Annotated in this window: 19 protein-coding genes and 1 tRNA gene; 1 reads left to right on the top strand and 19 read right to left on the bottom strand. The window is 49.4% G+C overall.

What is annotated here, in order from left to right:
• Both ACY2VW_RS10580 and ACY2VW_RS10575 read right to left on the bottom strand, forming a co-directional pair.
• The coding region (locus ACY2VW_RS10580; RefSeq protein ID WP_461878043.1) for an ABC transporter ATP-binding protein at positions 1 to 1618 on the bottom strand (1618 nt) is incomplete at its 3' end.
• Positions 1619 to 1630: 12 nt separating this feature from the next.
• Positions 1631 to 3418, bottom strand: coding sequence for an ABC transporter ATP-binding protein (locus ACY2VW_RS10575; RefSeq protein ID WP_461878042.1), 1788 nt, complete (start codon positions 3416 to 3418; stop codon positions 1631 to 1633).
• A gap of 197 nt (positions 3419 to 3615) precedes the next feature.
• Here ACY2VW_RS10575 and ACY2VW_RS10570 point away from each other — a divergent pair, with 197 nt between their 5' ends.
• Positions 3616 to 4521, top strand: a complete 906-nt coding sequence (locus tag ACY2VW_RS10570) for a helix-turn-helix domain-containing protein (protein WP_461878041.1) — start codon at positions 3616 to 3618, stop codon at positions 4519 to 4521.
• A 111-nt stretch (positions 4522 to 4632) separates the two neighbouring features.
• On the opposite strand, the gene ACY2VW_RS10565 is transcribed toward ACY2VW_RS10570, so the two are convergent.
• The 17 genes from ACY2VW_RS10565 to ACY2VW_RS10485 all read right to left on the bottom strand — a co-directional run.
• Positions 4633 to 6213 carry a glucose-6-phosphate isomerase gene (locus tag ACY2VW_RS10565; protein ID WP_461872990.1) on the bottom strand — a complete coding sequence of 527 codons (1581 nt, stop codon included), beginning with the start codon at positions 6211 to 6213 and terminating at the stop codon, positions 4633 to 4635.
• Positions 6214 to 6379: 166 nt separating this feature from the next.
• Positions 6380 to 7372, bottom strand: a complete 993-nt coding sequence (gene pfkA, locus ACY2VW_RS10560; RefSeq protein WP_461872991.1) for a 6-phosphofructokinase — start codon at positions 7370 to 7372, stop codon at positions 6380 to 6382.
• Positions 7373 to 7453: 81 nt separating this feature from the next.
• Entirely contained in the window at positions 7454 to 10927 is a 3474-nt protein-coding gene (locus ACY2VW_RS10555) for a DNA polymerase III subunit alpha (protein ID WP_461878040.1), read from the bottom strand.
• A gap of 11 nt (positions 10928 to 10938) precedes the next feature.
• A complete protein-coding gene (locus ACY2VW_RS10550; protein ID WP_461878039.1) occupies positions 10939 to 14115 on the bottom strand; it encodes a response regulator in 3177 nt (1058 codons plus the stop codon).
• 175 nt (positions 14116 to 14290) lie between these two features.
• Positions 14291 to 15142 carry a CvfB family protein gene (locus ACY2VW_RS10545; protein WP_461878038.1) on the bottom strand — a complete coding sequence of 284 codons (852 nt, stop codon included), beginning with the start codon at positions 15140 to 15142 and terminating at the stop codon, positions 14291 to 14293.
• Positions 15143 to 15161: 19 nt separating this feature from the next.
• A complete protein-coding gene (locus tag ACY2VW_RS10540; RefSeq protein ID WP_461878037.1) occupies positions 15162 to 16631 on the bottom strand; it encodes a nicotinate phosphoribosyltransferase in 1470 nt (489 codons plus the stop codon).
• A gap of 71 nt (positions 16632 to 16702) precedes the next feature.
• A complete protein-coding gene (locus ACY2VW_RS10535) occupies positions 16703 to 17407 on the bottom strand; it encodes an acyl-[acyl-carrier-protein] thioesterase (protein ID WP_461878036.1) in 705 nt (234 codons plus the stop codon).
• Between the two features lie 78 nt (positions 17408 to 17485).
• A tRNA-Gln gene (locus ACY2VW_RS10530) sits at positions 17486 to 17557 on the bottom strand.
• Positions 17558 to 17654: 97 nt separating this feature from the next.
• Complete coding sequence (locus ACY2VW_RS10525) at positions 17655 to 18857, bottom strand: cation diffusion facilitator family transporter (protein ID WP_461878035.1); 1203 nt, start codon at positions 18855 to 18857, stop codon at positions 17655 to 17657.
• 213 nt (positions 18858 to 19070) lie between these two features.
• Positions 19071 to 20660: an ABC transporter substrate-binding protein gene (locus tag ACY2VW_RS10520; protein WP_461878034.1), complete on the bottom strand. Its 1590-nt coding sequence runs from the start codon at positions 20658 to 20660 to the stop codon at positions 19071 to 19073.
• A 145-nt stretch (positions 20661 to 20805) separates the two neighbouring features.
• Complete coding sequence (locus ACY2VW_RS10515) at positions 20806 to 21942, bottom strand: HD-GYP domain-containing protein (protein ID WP_461878033.1); 1137 nt, start codon at positions 21940 to 21942, stop codon at positions 20806 to 20808.
• Positions 21939 to 23144 (bottom strand): HD-GYP domain-containing protein, encoded by a 1206-nt coding sequence (locus ACY2VW_RS10510; RefSeq protein WP_461878032.1) that lies wholly within the window; start codon positions 23142 to 23144, stop codon positions 21939 to 21941. The genes ACY2VW_RS10515 and ACY2VW_RS10510 overlap by 4 nt, the downstream gene beginning before the upstream one ends.
• Positions 23145 to 23293: 149 nt before the next feature.
• Positions 23294 to 23761 (bottom strand): Hsp20/alpha crystallin family protein, encoded by a 468-nt coding sequence (locus tag ACY2VW_RS10505; protein WP_444271135.1) that lies wholly within the window; start codon positions 23759 to 23761, stop codon positions 23294 to 23296.
• Between the two features lie 363 nt (positions 23762 to 24124).
• On the bottom strand, positions 24125 to 24382 hold the full coding sequence (locus tag ACY2VW_RS10500) for a tyrosine-type recombinase/integrase (RefSeq protein WP_461878044.1): 258 nt from the start codon (positions 24380 to 24382) through the stop codon (positions 24125 to 24127).
• A gap of 7 nt (positions 24383 to 24389) precedes the next feature.
• Positions 24390 to 24638 (bottom strand): hypothetical protein, encoded by a 249-nt coding sequence (locus tag ACY2VW_RS10495; protein ID WP_461878031.1) that lies wholly within the window; start codon positions 24636 to 24638, stop codon positions 24390 to 24392.
• Between the two features lie 158 nt (positions 24639 to 24796).
• Positions 24797 to 25384, bottom strand: a complete 588-nt coding sequence (locus ACY2VW_RS10490) for a cytidylate kinase-like family protein (RefSeq protein WP_461878030.1) — start codon at positions 25382 to 25384, stop codon at positions 24797 to 24799.
• 13 nt (positions 25385 to 25397) lie between these two features.
• Positions 25398 to 26015: MATE family efflux transporter (locus tag ACY2VW_RS10485; protein WP_461878029.1), on the bottom strand; the 618-nt coding region annotated here is incomplete at its 5' end.

The following is a 26015-nucleotide window of genomic DNA, read 5'->3' as shown; positions in this document are numbered from 1 at the left end:
ATGTTCTGCCCTTCAGCATCGCATTGAGGCCAGTCTGCAGTGCTTTCTCGGTCTGTACGTCGATGCTTGAGGTCGCCTCATCGAGAATCAGAATCGCCGGATCCGAAAGCAGCGTTCTCGCAAACGAAATCAGCTGTTTCTGGCCCTGGCTCAGCATGGAGCCGCGCTCCCGCACCTCGGTCTGATAGCGGTCCGGCATTTTGCTGATGAACTCATCCGCGCAGACGGTTTTGCTCGCATTGACAATCTCCTCCAGTGTCGCATCGAGTTTTCCGTAACGGATGTTGTCCTCAATGTCTCCCGAGAAAATAAAGCTGTCCTGCATCATAATGCCCATCTGCTCACGCAGGGAATGGATCGTCACCTGCGAGATGTCCTGGCCGTCGATCAGGACACGGCCGCCGTTGACATTATAGAACCGCGAGATCAGATTGACAATCGTACTCTTTCCGGCTCCCGTCGGTCCGACGAGCGCCACGCTCTCGCCCGGTTTTACCGTGAACGAAACGTCTTTTAAAATCTGCTTCGATTCATCGTACGAGAAGTTGACATGGTCAAACGTCACCTCACCGCGGATCTCCGGCATTTTCACAGCATTCTCGGCATCCTTTACTGTTACCGGCTCGTCCATTGTCTCGAAGATACGCTCCAGGTAAGCGATGTTGTTGATAAAGTTGTTGAAGATATTTCCGAGGTTCATGATCGGCTGCCAGAAGTACGATGCGTAGCTGGAAATCGCCACGATGGTACCGAGCGATTTGCTGCCCTGTCCGAACAGCACAAGGCCTGCTAAAAAGATTGCCGCGCGCACGCAGACGGAAATGGAATCGATGCCCGGCCATACCAGGTTGGAATAGCGTACCGCCGTGTTCCACGTTCTGCGGCAGTCCTGTGAAAGATCCTTGAAAATCTCCGCATTTTCATCCTCTCTCGCAAAGATCTGCGTAATACGGGCTCCGACGATATTTTCCTGCAGATACGCATTCAGGTTCGAGTTCTTATTTGAAACTGCCTGCCATGCCCGTCTCTGTTTATTCTTGATCCAGACCATGAACACGCACAGCACCGGCACGCCGCAGAGAACGACGAGCGCCATCTGCACATCGACCAGGAACATGAAAATGACGATGAACAGCAGATTGAAACACTCCAGTACAATGTTGATCAGTCCATTCGAAAGCATATCCGATACCGAGTTGACGTAGTTGACCACACGGATCAGAATTTTGCCGTGCGGACGGTCGTCGTAATACTGGAACGGCAGCTCCTGCAGATGCTCAAACAGGTCTTTTCGGATATCGTAGATGATATTCTGGCTGACATCCACCATGATACGGCTTCGGATCGTCGTGAAAATGACGCTGACGATGTAGATGCCGACGAGCATTCCGACCAGAGAAAACAGAAGTTTCTCGTTTTTGTCCGGAATCGCAAGGTCCAGTGCCCGCTGGATAATCATCGGCGCAACGTAGCCGAACGCGCCACCGATGCCGCTTAAGAGAATCGCCACAACCATCCGGCCCGCATATTTTTTAATATAAGATGATGCCCGGAGTAAGTGTCTGATGTCAAAAGGTTCTTCGAGCACTTCATCCTGCTTGTATGTATTTTTTGCCATTGCTTCCCCCTCCTACAGTTCATCCACACCGGTCTGCAGTTTCACCAGTTCGTAGTAATAGCCCTTCTTTTCCATCAGCTCTTCGTGCGTTCCCATCTCCTTGATGTAACCGTTCTGCAGCACGATAATTTTGTCCGCCGTCTTTGTGGTGGAGATTCGCTGCGCGATGATAACTTTCGTGCACGGGAAATCCAGTTCTCGTAAGGAATGCTGGATCTGTTTTTCCGTCTCCATATCGACGGCCGATGTCGTGTCGTCAAGAATCAGGATCGACGGACGAATGGCCAGCGCTCTCGCCAGGGAAATTCTCTGCTTCTGGCCGCCTGAAAGACCGACGCCGCGCTCACCGACCAGAGTGTCATAGCCCTCCGGCATCTTCGAAATAAAGTCTGCCGCGGCAGAATATTTTGCAAATTTAATGACCTCATTCATCTTGATCGAGTCATCGCCGTAAGCAATGTTGCCCTCGATCGTATCAGAATACAGCAGGACATCCTGCGTCGCAAGTCCGATGTGTTTCCGGAGGTCATACAGCTTCAGATCTTCCACCGGAATACCGTCGATGCGGATCTGGCCTTCCGTCGGCTCGTAGAAACGCGGAATCAGGTTGATGAGGGATGTCTTTCCGCATCCCGTCTCTCCCATGATCGCCACGGTCTCATTCGGGTTAACCGTAAACGAAATGTTATGCAGAACCGGCAGATCACCGTCCTCATACTGGAACGAAACGTTGTCGAACTCGATTTTTCCCTCGAAGCGTTCCGGGTGTGCCACTGCATTTTCCTCGTCCTTGATCTTCGCCTCGGAGTAATACAGCTCCATGACTTTTTTTGAAGCCGCCGAGAACCGCTGGAACTCGTTCATGATATTTCCCATCTGGCGCATCGGGTTTGCGATTGCCCAGATGAGGCCGGAGAATGCCACATAATCACCCATGGTCAGCTGGCCCTTAATCATAAAGACACCGCCGACTGCCAGCAGGACAACCGGCATCAGGTTAGCGATACTCTCGACAAACGGGAAGAATTTCAGCCATACCATCGCGGTTGCTTTGTTTGTCTCCGCGTAATCCGTGTTGGCGCGGTCGAATTTCCCGATCTCGTACTCTTCTCTTGCAAACGCTTTGACGACGCGGTTTCCGGAGATATTCTCCTGCGCGCAGGTGTTCATCTGCGCCAGCTTTTCACGCAGTGCCGCATGCATCGGCGCTACGCGGTTGCGGAACAGGTAGATGATCCAGAATACGAACGGCGAAATCACAAGTATGCAGAGTGCCAGCTTCCAGTTCGTGTACAGGAAAAAAATGGCCGCTGCCGCGAACAGGGAGAACGACTCAATCACCATTCGGATGACCCATGCGACCATATGGCGGACGGCATCGAGGTCTCCGGTCAGACGCGTCATCAAATCGCCGGTACGGTACGTGCTGTAAAACGTCATATCCTGCCGCTGGATTTTGTCATACAGGTAATTCCGCACCCGGTACAGGACGCTCTGTGATACGTGCTCGTAAATCATACAGCTGCCGTAGACAATAACGACACGCAGAAACGTGAAGCCAATCATCGCAATCAGCAGGCGGTAAAACAGATCCCGGTGTGTCTGCAGATTCTGCACTGCATTTTCACCTGTCAGAAACAGGTCAACAATTTTTCCCGAAAAATATGGAATCGTAAGCTGCAGAACGTTATATAATACCGTTCCGATCATGCCGATCAGATACAGCGCACGCTTTCCTTCCATGTTTTCCCACAGCCATTGGATTTTGGTTTTCGGGAATGGTTTTGTGCTGCTTTTCATTTTTTCATATCCCCCCTTATCTTCTGAAAATCAAAAGGTTTCTGCATTTTTCTCTTTCAAATGCTTTCGCCATTGTATCAATTTTCATTTAGATATGATATAATGCGACTGTACAAAAATAGAACATTTCTATTTTTCCGAAACTGATATTCCCAGAAAAATACTGAATATTTTTTACCTGAAGGGGGACTTTTCCGTTGAAGAATCTTTTTGAATACAGCGACATCCTGCACTCGCCGATTGAAGCCTTTTCCTGCTGTTCCGACACCTTTTCCATGCCGGTTGAATCCCACTGGCACTACTTTACGGAAGTTCTTTATCTGCTGGAAGGATCTCTTCTTGTGAGCTGCAACGATTCCGTCTACCATATGAAACCGGGCTCCTTCATGCTGTTTCCTCCGCAGACGATTCACGCACTTGCTGCAGATCATGACCGGCCATTCCGCTATTTCTGTATCAAATTCAACCTGAACCGCATCCAGCTCACCGGGAGCTACCTTCCAAATCTGAGCTTTGCTTTCCATAAAATCGCCGCGATGACCTATCCTTCGCTTTTATTTACGCAGGAAGATCTCCCGGGGCTGAATCTCCATGATTTTTTTGTAACCCTTGAGAAGGAGTCCCATGAGAAGAAATACGGTTATGATGCCTATATCTATTCTCTCTTTTCCACACTGTTTCTCCGTCTCCTGCGTACCTGGCACTGCCAGGGAATCTGTTTCAATCTCGAATCGATTTCCGAAGGTGAGGAACAGAGTATGCAGGATATCCTCGTCTATATTGACCGTCATTCCCAGGAAAACATCAATATCGAGGCATTGGCACACAAATACAACATGAGCTATTCGTACTTTGCCAAACTCTTTCTGAAGCATTACGGGCAGAGCTGCAAGCAGTATATCGAATTTATCCGTTTGAACAAGGTTGAGAACCTGCTACTCTTTACCGATTATGACCTGAACTTTATTGCGACCGAGACCGGCTTTGCAGACTGCAGCCACCTGATCCGTACGTTCAAAAAACGGTATCAGATCACCCCGCGGCAGTTCCGGCAGGAGCATCAGTCCACAGTGTCCTCGTCGCTTCCGGCGAAGCTGGGATAACCCCATAATATAGTAATAAAAAAGGCGGCATACCGTTTTCCCCCTGAAATTTTCAGAAAGAAAATCCGGTATGCCGCCTTTTCATATCTTAAATTTTCTGATTTAAACTTCTTAGATGTTGAGCAGATCGCTGAATACTTTCAGTGCTCCGTCTGTCTCGTGAGCCAGAACGCGTTTTGCAAGAACTTTACCAAGCTGTACGCCTTCCTGGTCGAAGCTGTTTACATTCCACAGGAATCCCTGGAACATGATCTTATTCTCGAAGTGTGCAAGCAGTGCTCCCAGCGTCTTCGGATTTACCTGATCTCCGATAATGATGCTGGACGGACGGCCGCCTTCGAAGTTTTTGTTTTTATTCTCATCTGCTTTACCGCAGGCAAATGCAACGATCTGAGCTGCTACGTTTGCGCAGAGTTTCTGCTGGCTGGTGCTGCCCTGGATGTCAACATCGGTCTCCATCTGGTTATTGCGGAAGCCTACAAACTGCAACGGAACGATATCAGTTCCCTGATGCAGCAGCTGATAGAAGGAATGCTGTCCGTTGGTACCTGGCTCACCGAAGAGAACCGGACCGGTCGGGTAATTGACCGGCTCGCCGAAGCGGTTGACCGATTTACCGTTGGACTCCATATCTACCTGCTGTAAGTGAGCCGGGAAACGGTTCAGTGCCTGGGAGTACGGAAGAACTGCAGTGCCTGGATAGCCAAGAACATTTCTCTCGTAAACACCGATCAGCGCATCGAGCATCTCCGGGTTCTGTAATACGTCTTTGTTTGCAGAAAGTTTATCTTCTGCTGCAGCGCCCTCGAGGAATGCTGCGAATACTTCCGGTCCGAATGCCAGGGACAGAACAGCGCCGCCGACTGCGGATGTGGAAGAATAACGGCCTCCGATGTAGTCATCCATGAAGAATGCTGCCAGATAGTCGTCGCTCTTTGCCAGCGGAGAAGTCTCACTGGTAACGGCGATCATGTGCTTGGATGCATCCAGGCCTGCATTTTTCAGAGCGTCTTTTACGAAGGACTCGTTGGTCAGAGTCTCCAGTGTGGTTCCGGATTTGGATACCAGAACGAAGATGGAATGTGCTACATCGATCGAATTCAGAACAGCTGCTGCGTCATCCGGGTCAACGTTGCTGATGAATTTTGCTTCCATTTTGAAGCAGCCGTTTTTCTTTGCCCAATTTTCCAGAGCCAGATACATCGCACGCGGGCCAAGGTCGCTTCCGCCGATACCGATCTGCACAACGGTGGTGAATTTTTCACCTGCTGCGTTGGTGATCTCACCTGCATGTACTTTGTTCGCGAACTCTGCGATGCGGTTCTGCTGCTCTACGTAGAAAGCACGTTTGTCTACGCCGTCTGCCGTAACGGTGTTTCCGAGCTGGCCGCGGGTCAGCTGATGAAGCACGAGACGGTTCTCTCCGGTGTTGATGACAGCACCGTTGTAAAGCTCCTCAAATTTTTCAGAAAGCTGTGCCTCTTCTGCCAGTTTTACGAGTGCGGCAAGGACATCCTCATTCACCTGTTTTGCTGCGTAGTTATACGCAAGTCCTTCTGCCATCGGAACGCTGTAAGATTTTACGCGCTCTGCTCCGTTTTCGCCGGACATCACCTCGGCAAGATTGACACGCTCCACTTTTTTCAGCTCCTCAAAAGAAGCCAGTTTATCAAGATTGTTCCAGGTAACCATTGTTAAGTTCCTCCTGTTTTTTTATTTTGTCTCTCTATTCCGTCCGCGGAAACATTTTTATTCCCGCTATTATACCACTCAAAATTGGTCCACTGGACCAATTGTTGATGTGCAGAGCAACGAAACAGACTGCTTGCTAAAAACAGTCTGTTTCGTGATACTTTTTTTATTTCGTATAGTTATAAGAAAGAGCTCTTGCGATCTCCCACTGATATTCCGGCAGAGTCTTTGTCATGGCCAGTGCCTCATCGATATCGTAATCTACATACTCACCGTTCTTGTATGCAACAACGCGGTCTGTTTTGCCTTCCAGAAGAAGGTCAACTGCGTAAGCACCCATGATGGACGCATATACACGGTCTTTACATGTCGGGCTTCCTCCACGCTGCATATGTCCAAGGATCGTTGCACGGGTCTCGATGCCGGTTGCAGCTTCGATTCTGCGCGCCATGCTGGTGGAATGGCCGATGCCCTCAGCATTTACGATGATATGATGTTTTTTGCCTTTTCTACGGTTCTCGATGATGTTGTTGATGATCTTCTGCTCATCGTAATCGTATTTCTCCGGAAGAAGAATATCCTCTGCGCCGTTTGCGATACCGCACCACAGAGCGATATATCCGGCATTACGTCCCATAACCTCGATGATCGAGCATCTCTCATGGGAAGTGGAAGTATCTCTTACTTTATCAATGGCTTCCATTGCGGTATTTACCGCGGTATCAAAACCGATGGTATATTCTGTGCAGGCGATATCCAGGTCGATGGTTCCCGGTACACCTACGGTGTTAATTCCAAGAGCTGCCAGTTTCTGCGCTCCTGCAAAAGATCCGTCTCCGCCGATAACTACCAGTCCGTCGATGCCGTGTTTTCTGCAGACATCTGCAGCACGTTTCTGGCCTTCCGGTGTACGCATCTCTGCGCAGCGGGCGGTATAAAGGATGGTACCTCCGCGCTCGATGGTGTCGGATACATCGCGGGCTGTCATGTCGATGATTTCTTCGTTCATCAGTCCGTCGTAGCCTTTCAGGATACCTTTCATCTGAACGCCCTTCTGCAGACCTCTTCTTACGGCTGCACGGATCGCTGCGTTCATACCTGGTGCATCACCACCGCTGGTAAGCACTCCGATTGTCTTTACCTTGTTAGTCGTTGCCATATGAATTCCTCCATCTCATCACACACATTAATAAACGAGTAGTTTTATTTATTAATCACACACAGTTTTATTTTAAAGCATTCAGGCCCTTTTTTCAATACTCTTTTCTACAACTTTCACGTTTCCGGTACCGAATTTTGCGCGAAGCGACTCCACCAGACGGGCATCCGCCTGCACATTGCGGCTCGGCGGCAGTTTTTTCATCGCTTTAATCGATTTGATGTAGAGAATCACGCTGTCCTTGCCGTCGGATTCACGCAGCATCTGGTACAGATCCGCCACTTCCCTCTCGTACGTCTCCTTGTCCGGGAACTGGATCCAGAGCTCTTTCGGGATGCCTGCAAACGGGAAAATCTTCTCGCAGATCAGCTTGCTCGGCTTGTCATCCTCCGCGGAAACACGGCCCTGGATGAAGACACGCGCATCGGTCTGCATCATCGCTGCGTTTTTCTCGTAATCGCGCGGGAATACGACGATTTCCATACTGCCGACGAGGTCCTCGAGTGTGAGAAATGCCATTGTCTTGTTATTCTTTGTATATTTGATTTTTTTATCCGTGATAATGCCGCCGACAATCTCTTTCGCGCCGTCGGTGACGGATGGGAAACCCGTCTCCTCATCTGGCTGGAAGTCCGTCGTTACCGCGGAAATATTCTTCCGCCAGCACTCCTCCTGCTCCTCGAGCGGATGACCGCTGACGTAGATGCCGAGCACCTCTTTTTCGAGCGCCAGAAGATCACTCTTTTCGTATTCTCCGACATCCGGGTACACCGTTTCATACGACCGTTTGGTCGTCTCATCTACGAAGTCAAACAGACTCATCTGGCCGCTTAACGAATCTTTTTTCTCGCGCGCCACATCATCGAGCACATTGGCGTAGACGAACATGAGCTGCTTTCTCGTCACGCCGAAGCAGTCGAATGCGCCCGCCTTGATAAAGTTCTCGACAGTCCGCTTGTTGACTTCTTTTCCGCTCAGGCGCTCCGCGAAATCCTTTAACGAGCGGAACGGACCGTTTGCACTCCGCTCCTCCACGATCGCCTCCATGACCGGCTTTCCGATGCCTTTGACCGCCGCCATGCCATAGCGGATCGCCTGGCCGTCCACCGTGAATTTTCCTTCGCTTCGGTTGATGTCCGGCGGCAGAATGGAAATGCCCATCTGGCGGGAACTCAAGATATACTCTGCGACTTTTCCCGGGTTATCGATGCAGGAGGTCATCAGAGCCGCCATGAACTCAACCGGGTAATAGTATTTCAGCCATGCCGTCTGGTACGATACGAACGCGTACGCCGCCGCATGGGACTTGTTGAAGGCGTATTTCGCGAAGTCGATCATCTCGTCGTAGATCTTGTTCGCTGTCTTCTCATCAATGCCGTTTTTGATACAGCCCGGCACGCCCTCGGCCTCGTTTCCGTAAACGAAATTCTGGCGCTCTTTTTCCATAACGGATGCCTTTTTCTTCGACATCGCACGGCGCACCAGATCGGCCCGTCCAAGCGAATAGCCCGCCAGTGCCTGTACAATCTGCATAACCTGCTCCTGGTAGACGATACAGCCGTACGTCGGCTCCAGAATCGGCTTTAAGAGCGGTGTATCGTACGTAACGGATTCCGGGTTGTTCTTGCCCTTGATGTACTGCGGAATAAAGTCCATCGGGCCCGGCCGGTACAGGGAAATTCCGGCGATGATATCCTCGAGGCTCTGCGGTTTTAACTCCTTCATGAAATTTTTCATTCCCGCACTCTCGAGCTGGAACACACCGACCGTTTTCGACGCACCGATCATACCAAGTACCTTCGGATCGTTGTAATCAATGTGAAGCAGATCAATTTTCTTATTGCTGTAACGCTCTGCGAGCTTTGTCGCATTCTGAATGACGGTCAGGGTCCGCAGTCCCAAAAAGTCCATTTTCAGAAGTCCCAGTTCCTCGAGCGTCGTCATCGTGAACTGCGTGACGATCGTTCCGTCGCTTCCTCGCGAGAGCGGCACAAATTCCACCAGCGGACGCGAGCCGATGACAACACCGGCGGCGTGCATCGACGTGTGGCGCGGCAGACCTTCAAGTCTCCGTGACATGTCGATCAGATGTGCAATCTCTTCATTGCCCTGGTACAGCTCCCGCAGCTCGTGGTTCATCTGCAGTGCCTTGTCGATCGTGATATTCAGCTCATTCGGAATCATCTTCGCGATCGAATCGACCTGTGCATACGGCAGATCCAGCACACGGCCGACATCGCGGATGACACCGCGCGCCGCCAGTGTACCGAATGTAACGATCTGTACAACGCGGTCCTTGCCGTATTTTCTGGTTACATAGTCGATGACCTCCGGGCGGCGTTCGAAGCAGAAATCCACGTCGATATCAGGCATGGTAACTCGTTCCGGGTTCAGGAAACGCTCGAACAGGAGCTGGTACCGCATCGGGTCCAGCTGTGTGATGCCAAGGGTGTAGGAAACGATACTTCCGGCCGCCGATCCTCGTCCCGGTCCGACCATAATATCATGGTCGCGCGCAAATTTGATGAAATCCCACACGATCAGGAAGTAATCGACGTAGCCCATCGTTTTGATCGTATCAAGCTCATATTTCAGACGCGCTTTCAGTTCATCCGTTGCCGGGTGATACCGCTCCTCGAGGCCGTCATAGCAGAGCTTATTTAAGTATTCCCAGGAAGTGTAGCCTTCCGGCACATCGAATTTCGGAAGTTTTGTGACACCAAATTCGATCTCCACATTACACCGGTCGGCGATTTTCTGTGTATTTTCGATTGCCTGCGGTGCATATGGAAAGAGGGATGCCATCTCCGCCTCGGATTTCACAAAATACTGGCCGCCCTCGTAGCGCATGCGGTCCTCATCCGTGATTTTCTTTCCGGTCTGCAGGCACAGAAGAATATCGTGGGAATCCGCATCTTCTGCGTACGTGTAGTGAATATCATTCGTCGCCACCAGCTCGATGCCGGTTTCTGCCGAGAGGCGCATCAGCTGCTGATTGACCATCCGCTGCTCCGGGATGCCGTGATCCTGCAGTTCCAGGAAGAAATTGCCTTTTCCGAAAATCTTCTCATACCGCAGTGCGGCCTCTTTTCCCATCTCGTACTGGTTCCGCACCATCGCACGCGCCACCTCACCTGCAAGGCAGGCGGAAAGCGCGATAATGCCCTCGTGATACTTTTCCAGAATCTCCATGTCGACACGCGGCTTATAGTAAAATCCATCGATAAAGCCCGCCGAAACAATCTTCATCAGATTGGAATAGCCCGTATTATTTTCCGCCAGCAGAACCAGATGGTAGTACCGGTCCTCTCCGCGGCTGGTTTCGCGGTCGAAACGGGAACCCGGCGCCACGTAAACCTCACAGCCGAGGATCGGCTTGATGCCCTGCGCGCGGGCTTCTTTATAAAAATCGATACAGCCGAACATGACGCCGTGATCGGTGATCGCGGCGCTGTTCATGCCAAGCTCTTTGACTCTGGCGACGTACTCTTTGATCTTGTTCGAGCCGTCCAGAAGGCTGTATTCGGTATGTACATGTAAATGCGTAAAACTCATCGTTGTCTCCTCTATTTTTCAAAGGCATGTTCCGTTGTCTCCAAGATCGTCTGCACCAGGCTGTCCGGCTCGATCGGCTTGGTCAGATGGCTGTTCATGCCCGCTGCGCGGCACTCCTCTTTGCTCTCCTCGGAAGACTGCGCCGTCATCGGGATGATCGGGACTTGTTTTGCTTCCGGAAGCTCCATAGCGCGGATCTGCCGCGCTGCCTCAAGGCCGCCCATCACAGGCATCATCAGATCCATTAAAATCACATCAAATTTCTGCGGATTCGCCGCATACTTTTCAACCGCCTCGCGGCCGTTCCATGCCTCTTCCACCGCCGCACCGTGATCGGTCAGGTAAAACTCGGCGATTTCCATGTTGATCTCATTATCCTCGACAAGCAGAACGTGGACGCGGACAAGCTCTTTTCCTGCGATCCGTGTCTTTACTTCCTGAATCCGCTGTCCCTCGCAGTCGATGTAAAACGGAAGCCGGAATACATACATCGTTCCGACGCCCTGCTGGCTCGTTACCTCGATCGTGCCCTGCATTTTTTCGATCAGTTCTTTGACGATCGACATGCCAAGGCCCGTTCCCCTGTACTGCGTTCTCGCACCGGACTTCTCCTGTGTGAACGGATGGAACAGCTCTTTTTCGATAAATTCGCTGCTCATTCCGATGCCGCTGTCCGTAATACGGAACTCGTAGACAACCTGGGTTCCGTCGCAGGAGACTTCGCCCGCATACGTATCGATCGTTCCGCCCGGCTTGTTGTACTTGATTGCGTTGCTGAAGAGATTCAGCATAATCTGCCGCAGGCGCAGCGGACTGCCGATCAGTCTCGTGTGCGTCAGCTCACCGCGGTGCGTACGGTGGGTAATGCCCATCTCCGTAATCTGCGCATTGACAAGGGATGCCACATCATCCATCAGATGCGTCAGGTCAAAAGAGACACTCTCGATCGTCTCTTTTCCGGACTCCAGCTTGTTCATATCGAGCACATCGTTGATAAGTGCCAGCAGATGGCTTGCGGAAAGATTGATTTTATCGAGGCAGTCGTCCACTTTTGCCTCATCCTGCCGGTTTTTGCGGATGATATCCAGCATGCCCATAATGCCATTGATCGGCGTGCGCACATCGTGGCTCATGCGGTTCATAAATTCTGTTTTTGCACGACTTGCACTGTCTGCAGCTCTAAAGGCATCCTGAAGCTGTATCTTCTCCCTCTCTTCCCGGCTGTGGAACTCTGACGTATCACGGAAAAGGATCATGCCGTGTACCACAACGCTCTCCCGCTTTGTCTTTCGGTCGTAGACGGTATCCTGTGACATAAGAACCGTCTTCTGCAACCATATTCTTCTGCCGGACTCATCTGTTTCCTGATACTCCACGACTACCTGCTTATCTCCGTTTTCAAAGCGCTGCAACAGTTTTTTCGAAGAATCCACAATGCGGTATGATTCCAATGTCTCCTCCGCGACAAACGCACTGCATTCCCCGCAGTATTTCTCGTAGGAACACGGAAGATCTATATTGAGGTCAAATTTCTTCTGCTCGCTGTGGTAAAAAATCTGCTCCAGCGAATCATTCGTCAGATCAACGGCGAACACAGCCTCGGCCGTCTCGAGAAGCGCCTCGGCGTAGTGGCTGTTTTCAATGATCGACTGTTTCATCTGTTCATAGTATTGGTCGAGCTGTTCTTTTTCATTCCGAGCAGCTTCCTCATTGGAGCGGAACCGCTCAAAGCCCATCAGAAAATGGTGCAGTCCGCCATCTTCGGCCGCGTCATAGAACAGGATGGTGACTTTTCCCCGGCAGAGCGCTCCGCCTCCGCTGCCCTCCCGGTACTCGCACAGAACTTCCACACTCTCTTCGCCCTTCTGATAACACTCCTTCAGATGGGTAAGATCCAGCATTCTGCGCATTTCCTTTCTCTTTTCCTCGTCCGTGATGACCTGCACAATCTGCTCGGCCGCACCGGTATAGCTGCCGTCCCCGGCAAGGAAAAAGCCCGAAACGGCGCGCAGAATCCGGTACTGGTCCTGTCTGGCATTGCAGTAAATACAGTTGGAAAAATGGTATCCCTTTTTCTTTACAACATCCAGCGCTTCCAGGCTGATCTTCCGCTCTGCGGCGGCTTCCTCCATCTTCGCGCGGTTTTTGTCGATATACATGTTCTGGTCCGCATGACGGAACAGTTCCCGGATATCACAGTCTTCAAATTCCGTGGACAGTGCGTAGCCTCCGGCGTAGCTGATCGGCATCTCCGGGTGCTGGCGGGAATATTCTGCCGTCTGCGTGCGGATGTGATTCATGCACGCTTCCACCTCTTCGCGGTTCAGTCCGCGCAGAATGGCAAGAAACTCATCTCCGCCGTTTCTTCCGACGAAATACTCCTCCGGGACTGCTTTTCGAAGCTGAACGGCAAAGGAACGGATATATTCGTCTCCCTTATCGTGGCCAAGACTGTTGTTGATCGTGCGCAGATTATTGAGGTCAAATACGCAGACCGCATACACGCCGGAAATTTCTTCTCCGCCGTCGCTTCCCTCCAGAATCTCTTCGCATTTATTTTTATTCGGCAGGCCCGTCGCCTCATCGAGATAGACTTTCTTCTGCAGAATACGGTTCATCGCCGCATAGCGGACGGCCTTGACCAGCTCCAGGCCGATGACAAACACCAGGCCGATGATATCTCCTACGACCACCTGCTCCAGCTTCTTCAGTGAAAACGCCATTCTCTGCGAATACGCCTCCGCAAGGCCCGTCGCCTCATCACAGATTTTGAAAAAGGTCTCACTCTTTTCGATAATCGCGGTGTTCTCATATCCTTTTTCGCGCACCAGCAGAATCTCTGCCTTCAGATCTTCAAAATACGCTGCCAGCTCGGTCATCTTATCCTGAAAATCCCGGTCATCCAGGCACACCAGAGCCAGCTCGCTGCTTCCGTTCCGCAGACCGTCGATATAGGCGTTGACGTCTGCAATCATCGTATCCTGCGGTTCTCCCGCATCTTCCAGCTTGATAATCCGCTGCGTTTTTCCGCGTACCAGACCGGCATAATTGACAACGCGGGCCGTTCCCTGTATTTTCTCGACCATCGACATAATGCAGAAAAACAGAATAATCAGAATGATCGTCAAAACCGTCATTGCGGTTTTGGAAATAAAAGATGTTTTTTTCTTACTTTTCTTTTTCTTCATCGCTCTCCATCAGATCCTATGTCCTTTTTTCATATAGATCAATTATAAGCGCAATCCTTTCTTCGCGCAACCGCAAACCGGGCGCAGAAAAAATTTCAGAATTTTATCTGCTGTCTGATACAAAAAAAACGGACACCGGAGAGGATGTGCTTCCTGTCCAGTGCCCGATTTTTTCTTATTTTGCTTTTTCTGCCGTCCAGATTTTACCGTCGCGGATGACAACCTGTTTTTCTTTCATCAGGTGGCCGACCGCGCGCTTAAATGCTGCTTTGCTGAGGCCGAATTCTCTCTGAATCACTTCCGGTGATGCTTTGTCATCAAACGGAAGGACGCCTGCAAATTCCTCGATCACAGAAAGAACGCTCTCTGCATCGATTGCGATCTGCTCGTACGCTTTTCCGCGTGCGGACAGGGAAAGTTTTCCGTCCTCTTTGACTTCGGTGACGCGGCACTCAAGTTCCTGGCCGACGTGATAATCTGCCTGTGCTTCTCTCTTTGGAATCAGGCCGGAGTAGCGGTCATCTACAGCAACGAAAACGCCGAAATTTCCGCTGATCTCGTAGATTCTTCCCTTTACGGTATCGCCTACGACGTACGGAGAATTGGTCTTCAGGAAATGGTAAACCTTCATCGTTGCGCAGAGACGGTCGCTCTTGTCGATGTAGAGGGAAACCAGAACCTCATCACCTGTATGGAGGCGGCGGGTCTGCTGTTTAAACGGAAGAAACAGATCTTTTTCCAGACCCCAGTCCAGAAATGCTCCGATCTTTCCGGTAGCAGCTACGTTTAAGACAGCCAGCTCTCCAAGCACCAGCTTCGGCTCTCTGGTTGTCGCAATCAGACGGTCGCTGGAATCGCGGTACAGAAATACTTCCAGCTCATCTCCCTCTTTTGTTCCTTCCGGCACCTGTTTGATCGGCAGAAGAACGCGCTCCTTCTCACCCGCTTCCCGGGTCTCCCCAAGATAAATACCGAACTCTACTTTCTTTACTACTACCAGCTTTTGCTTTCTTCCTATATTTAACATTGAATTCCCTTTCTCTATCTTACTGCTCGTCGAGAGCCTTCATGCTCATCTCCTCGAGCAGGTCGCTCTTGATGTGGTACAGCTTGTCGGACAGATCCACGTAAACCTCATGCGGATTGACCAGACGTTTGGACTCCTCCCAGAGGGTATCTTTCTCTCTGGTGCAGATGTCGCGGATCTCCATGACGGATGGAGAGGTGTAGACGCATGCGCCCTTCTGGAAAATCGGAATGAGGAGCTCGCGTAAGGTGTACGTTCCGCCTTTGATCTTCGTCTTTTTCCAGGTCTCGATCGGGTCGAAGATGATCATGTCTTTGCTCTCGTCGAAGGTCTCGTCTGCGAGGCAGATCAGGTCGGCACGGATCTTTCCGGTTTCTTTATCATAAATACGGTAAATCGTCTTATTGCCCGGGTTTGTTACTTTCTCGGAGTTCTCGGACAGCTTGATCTTCGGTGTGAATTCTGCGTCATCTTTATCTTTTGCTGCTGCCAGCTTGTAAACGCCGCCGAATGCCGGCCAGTCACCGGATGTGATCAGATTGGTACCGACGCCCCAGGAATTGATCTTCGCACCCTGGGTTTTCAGGCTGTCGATCAGGTACTCATCGAGGTCGCTCGATGCGGAAATGATGGCATCGCCGAAACCTTCTGCCTCGAGCATCTGATATGCTTTTTTCGACAGGTAAGCCAGGTCACCGCTGTCGATGCGGATACCGTAGCCCTTCATCGGTAAGCCCTCTGCTCTCATCTCTTTGAAGACGCGGATCGCATTCGGAACACCGGATTCGAGAACATCGTAGGTGTCTACAAGAAGAATGCAGGCTTCCGGATACATTTTTGCATACGTTTTGAATGCGGTGTATTCATCCGGGAAGCTCATGATCCAGCTGTGTGCGTGAGTTCCCTTGACTGGAACGTCAAACATCTGTCCGGTCAGGACATTGGAGGTTCCGATGCAGCCGCCGATCATGGCAGCACGCGCGCCGTAGATACCGGCATCCGGTCCCTGTGCACGGCGGAGTCCAAACTCCATGATGCCGTCGCCCTTTGCCGCATAAACAACGCGGGATGCCTTTGTGGCGATCAGGCTCTGATGGTTGATCATGTTCAGAATCGCGGTCTCTACAAGCTGTGCTTCCATGATCGGAGCGACAACTTTTAAGAGCGGTTCTCTTGGGAATACGACGGTTCCTTCCGGAATCGCATAGATGTCTCCGGTGAAATGGAAGCCTCTTAAATACTCCAGGAAATCATCGTTGAAAATATGGAGGGAACGGAGATAGTCGATGTCGTCCGGTGAAAAGTGAAGATCGCGGACATACTCGATTACCTGCTCCAGTCCTGCGCATACGGCGTACGCTCCGCCGCATGGATTTTTTCTGTAAAATGCATCAAATACCACGATCTGATCGGACGGATTCTCGTAGTAGCCCTGCATCATAGTAAGTTCATATAAATCGGTTAACAGTGTAAGGTTCTGCGCTCTCATGGCAAATTCCCCTTTCCTCATTGTGTTTATTACGTTCGTATCGTATCTTATTCTTTCCGATTGTACCACAATCATTGAAATTCCACAACTACGTATGGCTGTCCTTTTTCATCGTTCAGCGAGATAAAACAGCCGTTTTCCGTCTCGGCGCGCAGCGGATGCAGGACGTCACCGAGGTGCGCCTGCTGTTTGTATTCGGCGCGCATCCGGTGCACGGTGAAGTTCTTCGGAAGGCACTCGCCGGCAAGGGAAATGAACTGTGCGTTGTTGACGTGGTGATTCGTGTCGAGGTTGTGCGGCCGCACCGGGAACGGTTCGCCGATGAAATCAGCTTCCGGCATTTTCACTTTGCGCCCGCCGAAATCCTCGTCGATCGGATCGTCGATGCCGTAGGCGTCTGTCGTCTCTTTCGGTGCGCGGACGGGATGGCCCGTTTCCATATTGACGTAAGACCAGATGGAGTTGGCACAGGCGAGCATTTCGCCGTCTTCTATTTCCATCGTGAAGTTACGCATGCCAAGAAATCCTTTGAAGCCGCTCGCCCATGTGGTGATTTTTACCGCTTCACCGAGGGATGGATAGCGGCGCACATGAATCTGCCACGCGGACAACACCCAGGCGCAGCCTCGTTTTTTGAGCTCCGCAACGCCCTCGCCGATCGCTTCTGACTGGAAGGTACTGCAGTCCTGGAAGTAATTGATCAGCCCCGGCAGGGTGAGATTTCCGTCTTCACCGATTTCGCTGTAGCGGATTCTGCTCGTAAAGGAATACTTCATCGTTTCGTTCCTCCTGCTGTATTTGTTTTTGAGCATCGAAAAAGGTCTCAGGTACGAGACCTGAGACCTTTCAATGAGCTGGGCTACCTGGATTCGAACCAGGAACTGACGGAGTCAGAGTCCGTTGCCTTACCATTTGGCGATAGCCCATTGCCTTGCGACAAGATGTATAATACACTATCGCAAGGGAAAAGTCAACACCTTTTTTGAAATTTTTTTATTTTTTTCAAAAAACTGAAAAAGCCGACTATTTAGAGTTGTCATTCAGCCGCTGCTCTGCGGCCACGTAACTCTTGTCGATATTGATGACACACTCGTATTTCTCATCCATTTCTTTCATCAGCGCCCCGATCTGTCCGATCACGCGGTCGCAGTCTTTCTTCTTATAGGAATAGGGAATCTCGAGATCAAAAATCAGTTTTTTGCGTTCCGGTCTGTTGATCATGCGGAAATCGTGGAACGAAAGCTCCGGATCAAGAATCGCGATCACGTTTCTGACTTTCTCTTTCGTCGCCAGAACCGCCGCATCGTGGATCTCCACCGGATCCATGTGGATGACCAGCAGGATTCCCAGCTTCGCGCCGACTTCATGCTCAATACGGTCGATGATATCGTGCGATACCTCAATATCGACATCGCGCGGCACCTCCGCATGGATCGAAGCCATGCTTCTGCCCGGGCCGTAGTTGTGGACGATCAGGTCGTGCGTTCCGACGATGCCGTCGTAGGACGCTACCTCTTTCATGATGCGGTCATACAGATCCGGGTCGGCGCCCTGGCCGATCAGCGGCTCGAGGGTGTCCTTCGCAATCGAAACGCCGGACCACATGACGAGCACGGCGACAACGAGTCCTGCAACTGCATCAATGTTGACGGAAAGGAAATGGCAGATCAGCGTTGAAAGAATCGTTGCACTCGTCGTGATCACATCCCCCATGGAATCTGCGGAGGTTGCCAGCATGACCTTCGACTGGATACGGTTTCCAAGTCTGCGGTTAAAGAATGCCATCCAGAGCTTGACACCGACCGACAGCACCAGGATCAGAAACGGCACCAGCTGGAATGTGATCTCCTCCGGATTGCGGATTTTTTCTAAGGAGCTCTTTAAAAACGTAAAGCCGACTTCGATGACCAGAAACGATACGATCAGCGCCGCGATATACTCGATCCGCCCGTGGCCGAACGGGTGCTCTTTGTCCGCCGGCTTATTTGCCATCTTCACGCCGACAAAACTGATCACAGACGATGCCGCGTCCGAGAGGTTATTGAACGCATCCGCCATGATTGCCAGTGAGTGCATGCCGACACCGATCAGCAGCTTTGCCGTGAACAGCAGAATATTACAGCAGATTCCCACGATACTCGATAAAATACCGTAATTCGTGCGCACATCCGCGTTGTCGGTTTTCTCATAATCTTTTACAAAACGTCTTACCAGAAAATCTGTCATGGTTCCCCCTTCTTTTAAAAAAAGGCCTCCTGCATCGCCGCGGAGCCCTTACGTTTTCTCTGTCTTTTTCTATAGTAGGCAGTGTCGGAAAAAAAGTCAAGCCTAACATATTTTCGTGGTTTCTATTAAAAATTACAGGGGACTCTCCCGGCAGCGTTTGACAATTGAATGAGAGTTTTTTCTTTACCCTCTGCCTTTTCGAGTCCCCTGTAATTATTTTACTTTGTAAATCTTAGCCATATTCTGTACATACAGCGGATAGAACTTATATCCCGCAAAGTCATTCCGCAGAACAACCTCGCACGCCATATCCTCAATATACAGGTTTGCCGCATCGTCGCAGAGCAGTGTCTCCATCTTCTTATAGAGCTCGATCTGCTCATTTTCGTCCGTGCTTGCCTTTACCTGCTGGTACAGTTTATCGTACTCTTCATTGTTATAGTTGATAAAGTTCTTCGATGACGTCGAAGTAAAACGCTCGAGCAGTGCGCGTCCGGTCAGGTACGCTGCATCGACGCCGACAACCGTTGATTGGAAGTTCCGGTCTGCGTACGTGTCGGACAGCCAGCTGTCCCACTCGACCTGCTGGATTTTTGCGGTCACACCGATTGCCTTAAACTGCTCCACCAGAACCTGCGCGGTATCGATATGCTGCTGATAATTGTTCGGCACTGTGATCGTCAGCTCGAATCCATCCGGGTATCCGGCCTCCGTCAGCAGTTCTTTTGCCTTCTCAATATTCTGCTCATACCGGTCTGCCAGTTCCGGCATATAGTATTTTCCAAATGCCGGGAACATGCTGCTTCCGATGATCGTTCCTTTTCCGTCCGCGATCATATCGAGGACTTCCTGGCGGTCTGCCGCATAGCAGAGCGCCTGGCGGACCTTCACATTGTTGAGCGGTTCCACCGCATTGTTCAGATACAGTGCCTGCACCAGGTTCATGCCGCCGTCGTAGATCGTAAAATCAGAATCTCCCTGAAGCTGTGCAAGCTGGGTGGAATTCAGGCGCACATACATATCGAGTGTGCCGGATTTCAGATTCGTTACGACTGCATTGCTGTCTTTGACAATTCGATACGTTACTTTATCGAGATACGCCTGATTGTCCGTATCCCAGTAATCGTCGAATTTTTCAATGATGATGTTTTCCTGCGGGGAGCGTGATACATAGCGGAACGGACCCGTTCCGATCGGATTTGTTTCCAGATCTTCCGCATGCTCAGGTACAATCGCTACCGTCAGATAGGCAAGAAACTCGGTGTCTGCCTCTTTTAAGTAGATGTCGATTGTGTTCTCGTCCGGAATTTCTACTTTGTCCACATTGGAAAAGGACTCAATAAAAGGTGTTCCGTCCCCGATTATGCCTGCGCAGCGTTCAATCGAATATTTTACATCCTCTGCAGTGACGGTCGTTCCGTCGTGGAACTTCACGCCGTTCCGGAGTTTGAAGGTGTAGACCTTTCCATCCTCCGAGATCGAATGGCTTTCTGCCACCGCATCGTTCAGATTTCCTTCTTCATCGGGCTTTACAAGGCCCTCATAAACGTTGAATAGGATTTCTTTCGTTCCTGCCGCTACCATTTTGTGTGGGTCAAGACTATCCTCAATGTCCTGAGAAATTCCTACCGTGATAGAACCGCCCATAACAGGTTCTCCTGTCGGGGCTGATTCCGTTGATACCTGAGAACTTGCGGTATCGGAAGAATCTGCTTTCCCATCCTTGCCATCCTGGCATCCGCCAAGTACAACAGTAAGAGCTGCAACCAAAAGCAGCGCAATGACGCTTCTTCTTTTCTTCATGATTTCTCCTTTTGATACGAGTTCTCTCATTTTGTAATTGTCACGCCTATTTTATCCAACCTTTTCCAAAATGGCAAGTATATTATTGTATACAATTTGTTTTTCCTGAAATTTCCTCCTCCCGCAGTTTTTCCAGAAGTATTTTTTATTTCTCTTTTTCGCACAGAATCGTCCGCATCTGTTCTGCGCACTCCGGGTCAAACCGGGTTCCTTTCCGCTCTTCCAGCTTTTTGCCGATCTCCTCCGCCGTCTCGCCCCATCTCGCATGGCGGTCCGCATAATCTGCCACGCTTAAGATCCGGGACAGCACCGGAATCTGTTTTCCGGAGCGTCCCTCCAGATAGCCGCTTCCATCGTAATTTTCCCTGTGATACAGCACCGCTTCCGCTACTTCGTCCGCAATCTGAAGTTCACGGATAATTTTGTATCCACGGGAAACGTATGTCTGATAGATTTTATACTGCTCCTCTGTCAGGCTTGGTTTCTGTATGACCTCATCCGGCAGTCCAACGGCCCCGACCTCGTGCAGAAGCCCCGCATAATAGGCATTCGTGCACATCGTCTCATCACATCCCATCCGTCCGGCAATTTCCCGTGAGTACGATGCCGTCTGCTCGCAGTGGCGGTCGATCTCCGGGACTTTGGCGCTCAGCGCGCTGTACATGGAGGTAATGACATGCAGCGACATGTCCGCCAGCTTCTTTTTCTCCTCATGGATTCTGTGTTCCAGAACCAGCCGGCTTTTTTCTTTCTCTACCCAGTATCTCTGGATCGAGAACATAATAATATACGCGATTCCGACAATACACAGGTATAAATACGGAAAACGAAGCAGTAAATTTTCGTCATAAAGCCCGCGCAGATGTTTCAGTCCGCTTCCTCTGACCTGTGAAAAGATAAAAACCGTACAGACCGCATTGAACACAACGCTGGTCCGAATTCCGAGGATGAAAACGGCACCCACCGAAAACAGAATGATGTAAAGCATACTGAAATATCCAATATTTCCGTCGTGAAACAGATGCAGGTTCGGCGCAATCAGAAGAAGAAACGCCACGGTATCCAGCCATACATACTCTCTTCCATGGCTTAAAGCACAGTTAACCGAAAGAAGAACGATCATCGACAGAAACATCGGAAGAACCATTTTCTTCTGTTCCATTGGATAAAAAAGTCCAGCACAGAAATTCAACAGCATAATCAGTACCAGAACTTTTTTCATCCACATCGCAATTTTGGGATCTTTGTATTTACAGAATACGATTTCCAGAAATTCTTTCACGCATTTTCTCCTTCCGGAATTTCAATCTTTCCTTCCTCAATCAGGTAAATCACCGTTTCTGCCACCTCCGGGTCGAACTGTGTTCCGCTGCCTTTTTCAAACTCGCTGATGATGTAATCCCGGCCGCACTGCTTCCGGTAACAGCGGTTGGAATTCATCGCATCCAGCGCGTCCGCAGCGCTGATGATTCTTACGATATACGGCAGATCGTCCAGACGGATTCCCTCCGGGTAGCCTTTGCCGTCGTACCGCTCGTGATGGTAGCTTGCGCCGTAATCCGCCTGCGGCAGGAAGGAAAGCCCGGCGAGAATCTTTCGCCCCCACACCGGGTGCGTTTTCATGATCGCGTATTCCTCGTCGTTCAGGCGGTATGTCTTTTTCAGAATCGCATCCGGGATCGCAATTTTTCCAATATCGTGCAGAAGCGCACTGCGGTAAATCTGATCCAGTTCTTTTTCTGTCGGAGCATAACTTTTCAGATTTGCTGCAATCAGCCGCGAATAGTCGGCGACACGCTGGGAATGCTCTCGGGTATACTTATCCTTTTCATCGATCATTCGTCCGATCGCCGCCACCGAGTTTATCATCAGCTTCTGTGCTTCTTCGACCGTCGCACGCACTTCCGCTTCCATCGCCTCCTGTTCCCGCTCCTGCTCAATCCGGTATTTTTTAAACAGCAGATCGGTGACAAGCATCAGCAGAAAAAAGGACCAGTAAAACACCGGGTAATAAAAGCGGTAATCCCAGGCGTACGAATACGCCATCTTTTCACACAGCGTGCTCCAGAACAGAACCGTAATGACACCTCCATAGCCCACACAGCACGGCACACCGAACGGCAGTCCGACCAGCAGCAGAAGAATCGACGGCGCAATGAAAAACCAAAGATTCTGGAAACCGTCGTTTCCGCCGAAATAGATACAGTAAACGCTCGATACCAGCAGAAGAATCGTCACCACCTTGACCGGCAGTTCCACGTTTTTCGCATTCCGGATGTGAAACGCATCCCACACACCAATCACACAGACCACAAGGCAGAAGATATAGATCCCCAGGTTCTTTTTCATGCTGTTGTTAAACAGATTGATCAGAAACACCATCAGGCAGAACCAGAGCAGCACGTTGCTTAAATATCTCGTCTCAATTTCCGATTTCTTCTCATAATGATACACTTCCCGGATCAGTTCTTTTATTTTCTGCAATGGCCCACCTCTTTTCTTCCTATTTTTCTATTTTATCTTATATTTTGTATTTCGAAAAGTAGTAATTTGTAAAAAAGAAATCCGCCGCCCGGGAATTTTTACACGCCCGGGCGGCGGACTCTTTTGGTTTTGCTGTATTCTTTTAAAGTTTATCCCTCAATGGAGATCGTCTTTTTCTGCTCAACTGCCGGTTTTGCTTCTTTCTTCGGTACGAGGAGTTTCAGCAGACCGTGTTTGAACTCCGCTTTGATATCCTCTTCGGTGACATCCTCGCCTACGTAGAAACTTCTGCTGCAGGCACCTGCATAACGCTCTCTGCGGATGTAGCGGCCATTCTCTTTTTCTTTCTCGTCTTTATCGAGGCCTTTCTCGGCGCTGATGGTCAAATAACCATTTTCCAGTGTTGCCTGGACCTCATCTTTTGTGAAGCCCGGAAGATCTACAACCAGCTCGTAGCCATTGTCCATTTCGCGGATATCGGTTTTCATCACATGGCTGGCTTTGCGGCCATATAGTTTCTTCTCGGTGTTTTTCATTTCTTTATCGTAATCATAGAACGGGAAATCGTTAAAAAAGTCATCAAATAAGTTTTCTCCAAAAATACTAGGCATCAACATAAGTCATCGCTCCTTTTCTATCTTCGTCCAGTGCTTCCTGCTGCCGGACCATTTGCTGTTTACCTGTTTCTTTGGAACTTGGGTGGAGTCCTGATACCGGAGGTCTTTCTCTTTCTTTCCTCTCTTTGTATCCCTCTTCCTTTGTTCTAGTTGTAATATAACACTTATTATTAGCACTGTCAAGAGGTGAGTGCTAATTCTTTTGTGAAGATTGTGTGAAGCCTTGATTTTACGGGCTTCACAGGGATTTTTCACTTGCTCTCGCACTCCATTTTCTTGATTTGACCACATTTTTACGACAAATCTTTTGGAAAATATATTCGTCTGATTTTCTTACCACATTTTACGACAACAACCTATGGTTTATACCACAGCAGGTACGGTTTCCGGCAGGTTCATTTTCAGTTCTCTCTGCTTACGGAACGCATCATATACCATCTGTGTCATAGGAATATCTCTGATTCCTGCATCCGTTTTGGTTTCTGAATCATGGAAACAATATCCTTCATCACCTTCATAATACACAAGCTGTCCATCTACATGAATCTCCCGGTTCTTCATATCCACATCTGACCAGGTTAAGCCGATAGTCTCACTCACTCTCAGGCAAGCCCCAATCATGCCTCTTTCAGACCATTTCATTCAGATATTCACCAACCGGAGAAGAATTGTACTGTTTCTTAATCTCAATCACAATAGAGCCATCCTCATTTGTTTTTTCTGATAAGATTTTGTACTTCGTCCCACTTTCTTCCAACTGTGCTTTATACTTCTCACATTCCTGTACAATCGCCTTTTTTGCATACTCTGTTGTTTCTCCGTCATGATTGGAAAAACACAATGTCTGAGTGATACAAGCTGCTTTAATTCTTTTCATTATAGCTACCTCTCTTTCATTTTACAGACACATCACATAGAAAAAGGGATCATTCACTCAGTAAATTTGAATGAAATGACCCCTGATCTTCATGTAAATTGTACTTGGTTTTACATTTCCTATTATACTTTATTTTTTTCAAAAAGGTAAGCAAATTTTTATTTTGTACACGCTATAATGATTGCTTCACATCTGTCATATCCAAGCTGCGAGCTGTTCAGACACAGTGTATAATTGCTGGCTTTTCCCCATTTCTGTTCTGTATAGAAGTTATAATTTGTCCTACGTCTTTTGTCTGTATCTGCCATCATTTTGACAGCTTCCTGCTCTTCTACCTTGTATAAACGAGTGATATGTTGTATTTTTTCCGGCATATCTCCATGAATAAATATATTCAGTACATCATCCCTGTCTTTCAAAATATAATCTGCATTTCTTCCAATAATTACACAAGGTTCCTTATCTGCCAGTTCCAAAATAACCTTTCTCTGTGCCTCATACACCATATCTTCTACTGATTTTCCGGTGATATCACGCCCGGCAAGTGCATAGGCAAACATCCCTTTTTTCGGTGATAATTCTGCAATCTCCTGAATATGTTCCGGAGAGAAACCAGACTTTTCTGCAATCTGGCTGATGATATTTTTATCATAGTAGGCAATTCCCAGTTTCTTCGCTACTTCTTCCCCTATAAAACGTCCACCACTTCCAAATTCTCTGCTGATTGTAATGATTCTTTTTGCCATCTCTGCTTCCTCCTTACTCCAGAACACTCACTTTGTTTTTTCTGATTTTCTTTAAAAATACATATCCCACCAGACACGCTATCACTTCAGTAATCGGAAATGCCCACCAGATCAGTGAAACTCCCATCTGACCATTTCTAACGAATATAGAAAAAATCCCAGCCAGTGGTAAAATAATTATAAGCTGTCTCAAAAGTGAAATAATCAACGATTCCATTCCACCATCCAGTGCCTGATAAATTCCCTGATAAGCAACATTGATTCCGGCAAACAAGAAACTTAAAGAAATCACCCTCATGGCACTGATAAAATATGTTCTTGACTGCCCTGCATTAAACAGCGTCGCAAATCCCCCAGGGAAAATCTCTGTGATTGCAATGCCCAGAATCATTAATGCAATCGTATAGATCAGACCATATTTGATTCCATCCTGGATTCTCTTCTTGCTTCTCATTCCATAAGCAAATGCAATAATCGGAGTGATCGCATCTCGAAGTCCAAACGCAAGGAACAGAACAAACTGCTGTACCTTATAGAACAGGCCATATGCTGTCTGTGCAGACGGATTAAATTTCAGAATCAGGTTCATTACATAAACCATGATAGACATCAATGCCTGTGCAATAATCGC

This window comes from Fusicatenibacter sp., assembly GCF_977045365.1.
The sequence above is the reverse complement of the archived record's forward strand: the minus strand, read 5'-3'. Positions and strand labels throughout refer to the sequence as shown.

Coding starts and splice junctions, on each gene's coding strand:
- ACY2VW_RS10575 (WP_461878042.1), bottom strand. CDS start 3,418: ATGAAAAGCAGCACAAAACCATTCCCGAAAACCAAAATCCAATGGCTG.
- ACY2VW_RS10565 (WP_461872990.1), bottom strand. CDS start 6,213: ATGGTTACCTGGAACAATCTTGATAAACTGGCTTCTTTTGAGGAGCTG.
- pfkA (WP_461872991.1), bottom strand. CDS start 7,372: ATGGCAACGACTAACAAGGTAAAGACAATCGGAGTGCTTACCAGCGGT.
- ACY2VW_RS10555 (WP_461878040.1), bottom strand. CDS start 10,927: ATGAGTTTTACGCATTTACATGTACATACCGAATACAGCCTTCTGGAC.
- ACY2VW_RS10550 (WP_461878039.1), bottom strand. CDS start 14,115: ATGAAGAAAAAGAAAAGTAAGAAAAAAACATCTTTTATTTCCAAAACC.
- ACY2VW_RS10545 (WP_461878038.1), bottom strand. CDS start 15,142: ATGTTAAATATAGGAAGAAAGCAAAAGCTGGTAGTAGTAAAGAAAGTA.
- ACY2VW_RS10540 (WP_461878037.1), bottom strand. CDS start 16,631: ATGAGAGCGCAGAACCTTACACTGTTAACCGATTTATATGAACTTACT.
- ACY2VW_RS10535 (WP_461878036.1), bottom strand. CDS start 17,407: ATGAAGTATTCCTTTACGAGCAGAATCCGCTACAGCGAAATCGGTGAA.
- ACY2VW_RS10525 (WP_461878035.1), bottom strand. CDS start 18,857: ATGACAGATTTTCTGGTAAGACGTTTTGTAAAAGATTATGAGAAAACC.
- ACY2VW_RS10520 (WP_461878034.1), bottom strand. CDS start 20,660: ATGAAGAAAAGAAGAAGCGTCATTGCGCTGCTTTTGGTTGCAGCTCTT.
- ACY2VW_RS10505 (WP_444271135.1), bottom strand. CDS start 23,761: ATGTTGATGCCTAGTATTTTTGGAGAAAACTTATTTGATGACTTTTTT.
- ACY2VW_RS10500 (WP_461878044.1), bottom strand. CDS start 24,382: ATGATTGGGGCTTGCCTGAGAGTGAGTGAGACTATCGGCTTAACCTGG.
- ACY2VW_RS10495 (WP_461878031.1), bottom strand. CDS start 24,638: ATGAAAAGAATTAAAGCAGCTTGTATCACTCAGACATTGTGTTTTTCC.
- ACY2VW_RS10490 (WP_461878030.1), bottom strand. CDS start 25,384: ATGGCAAAAAGAATCATTACAATCAGCAGAGAATTTGGAAGTGGTGGA.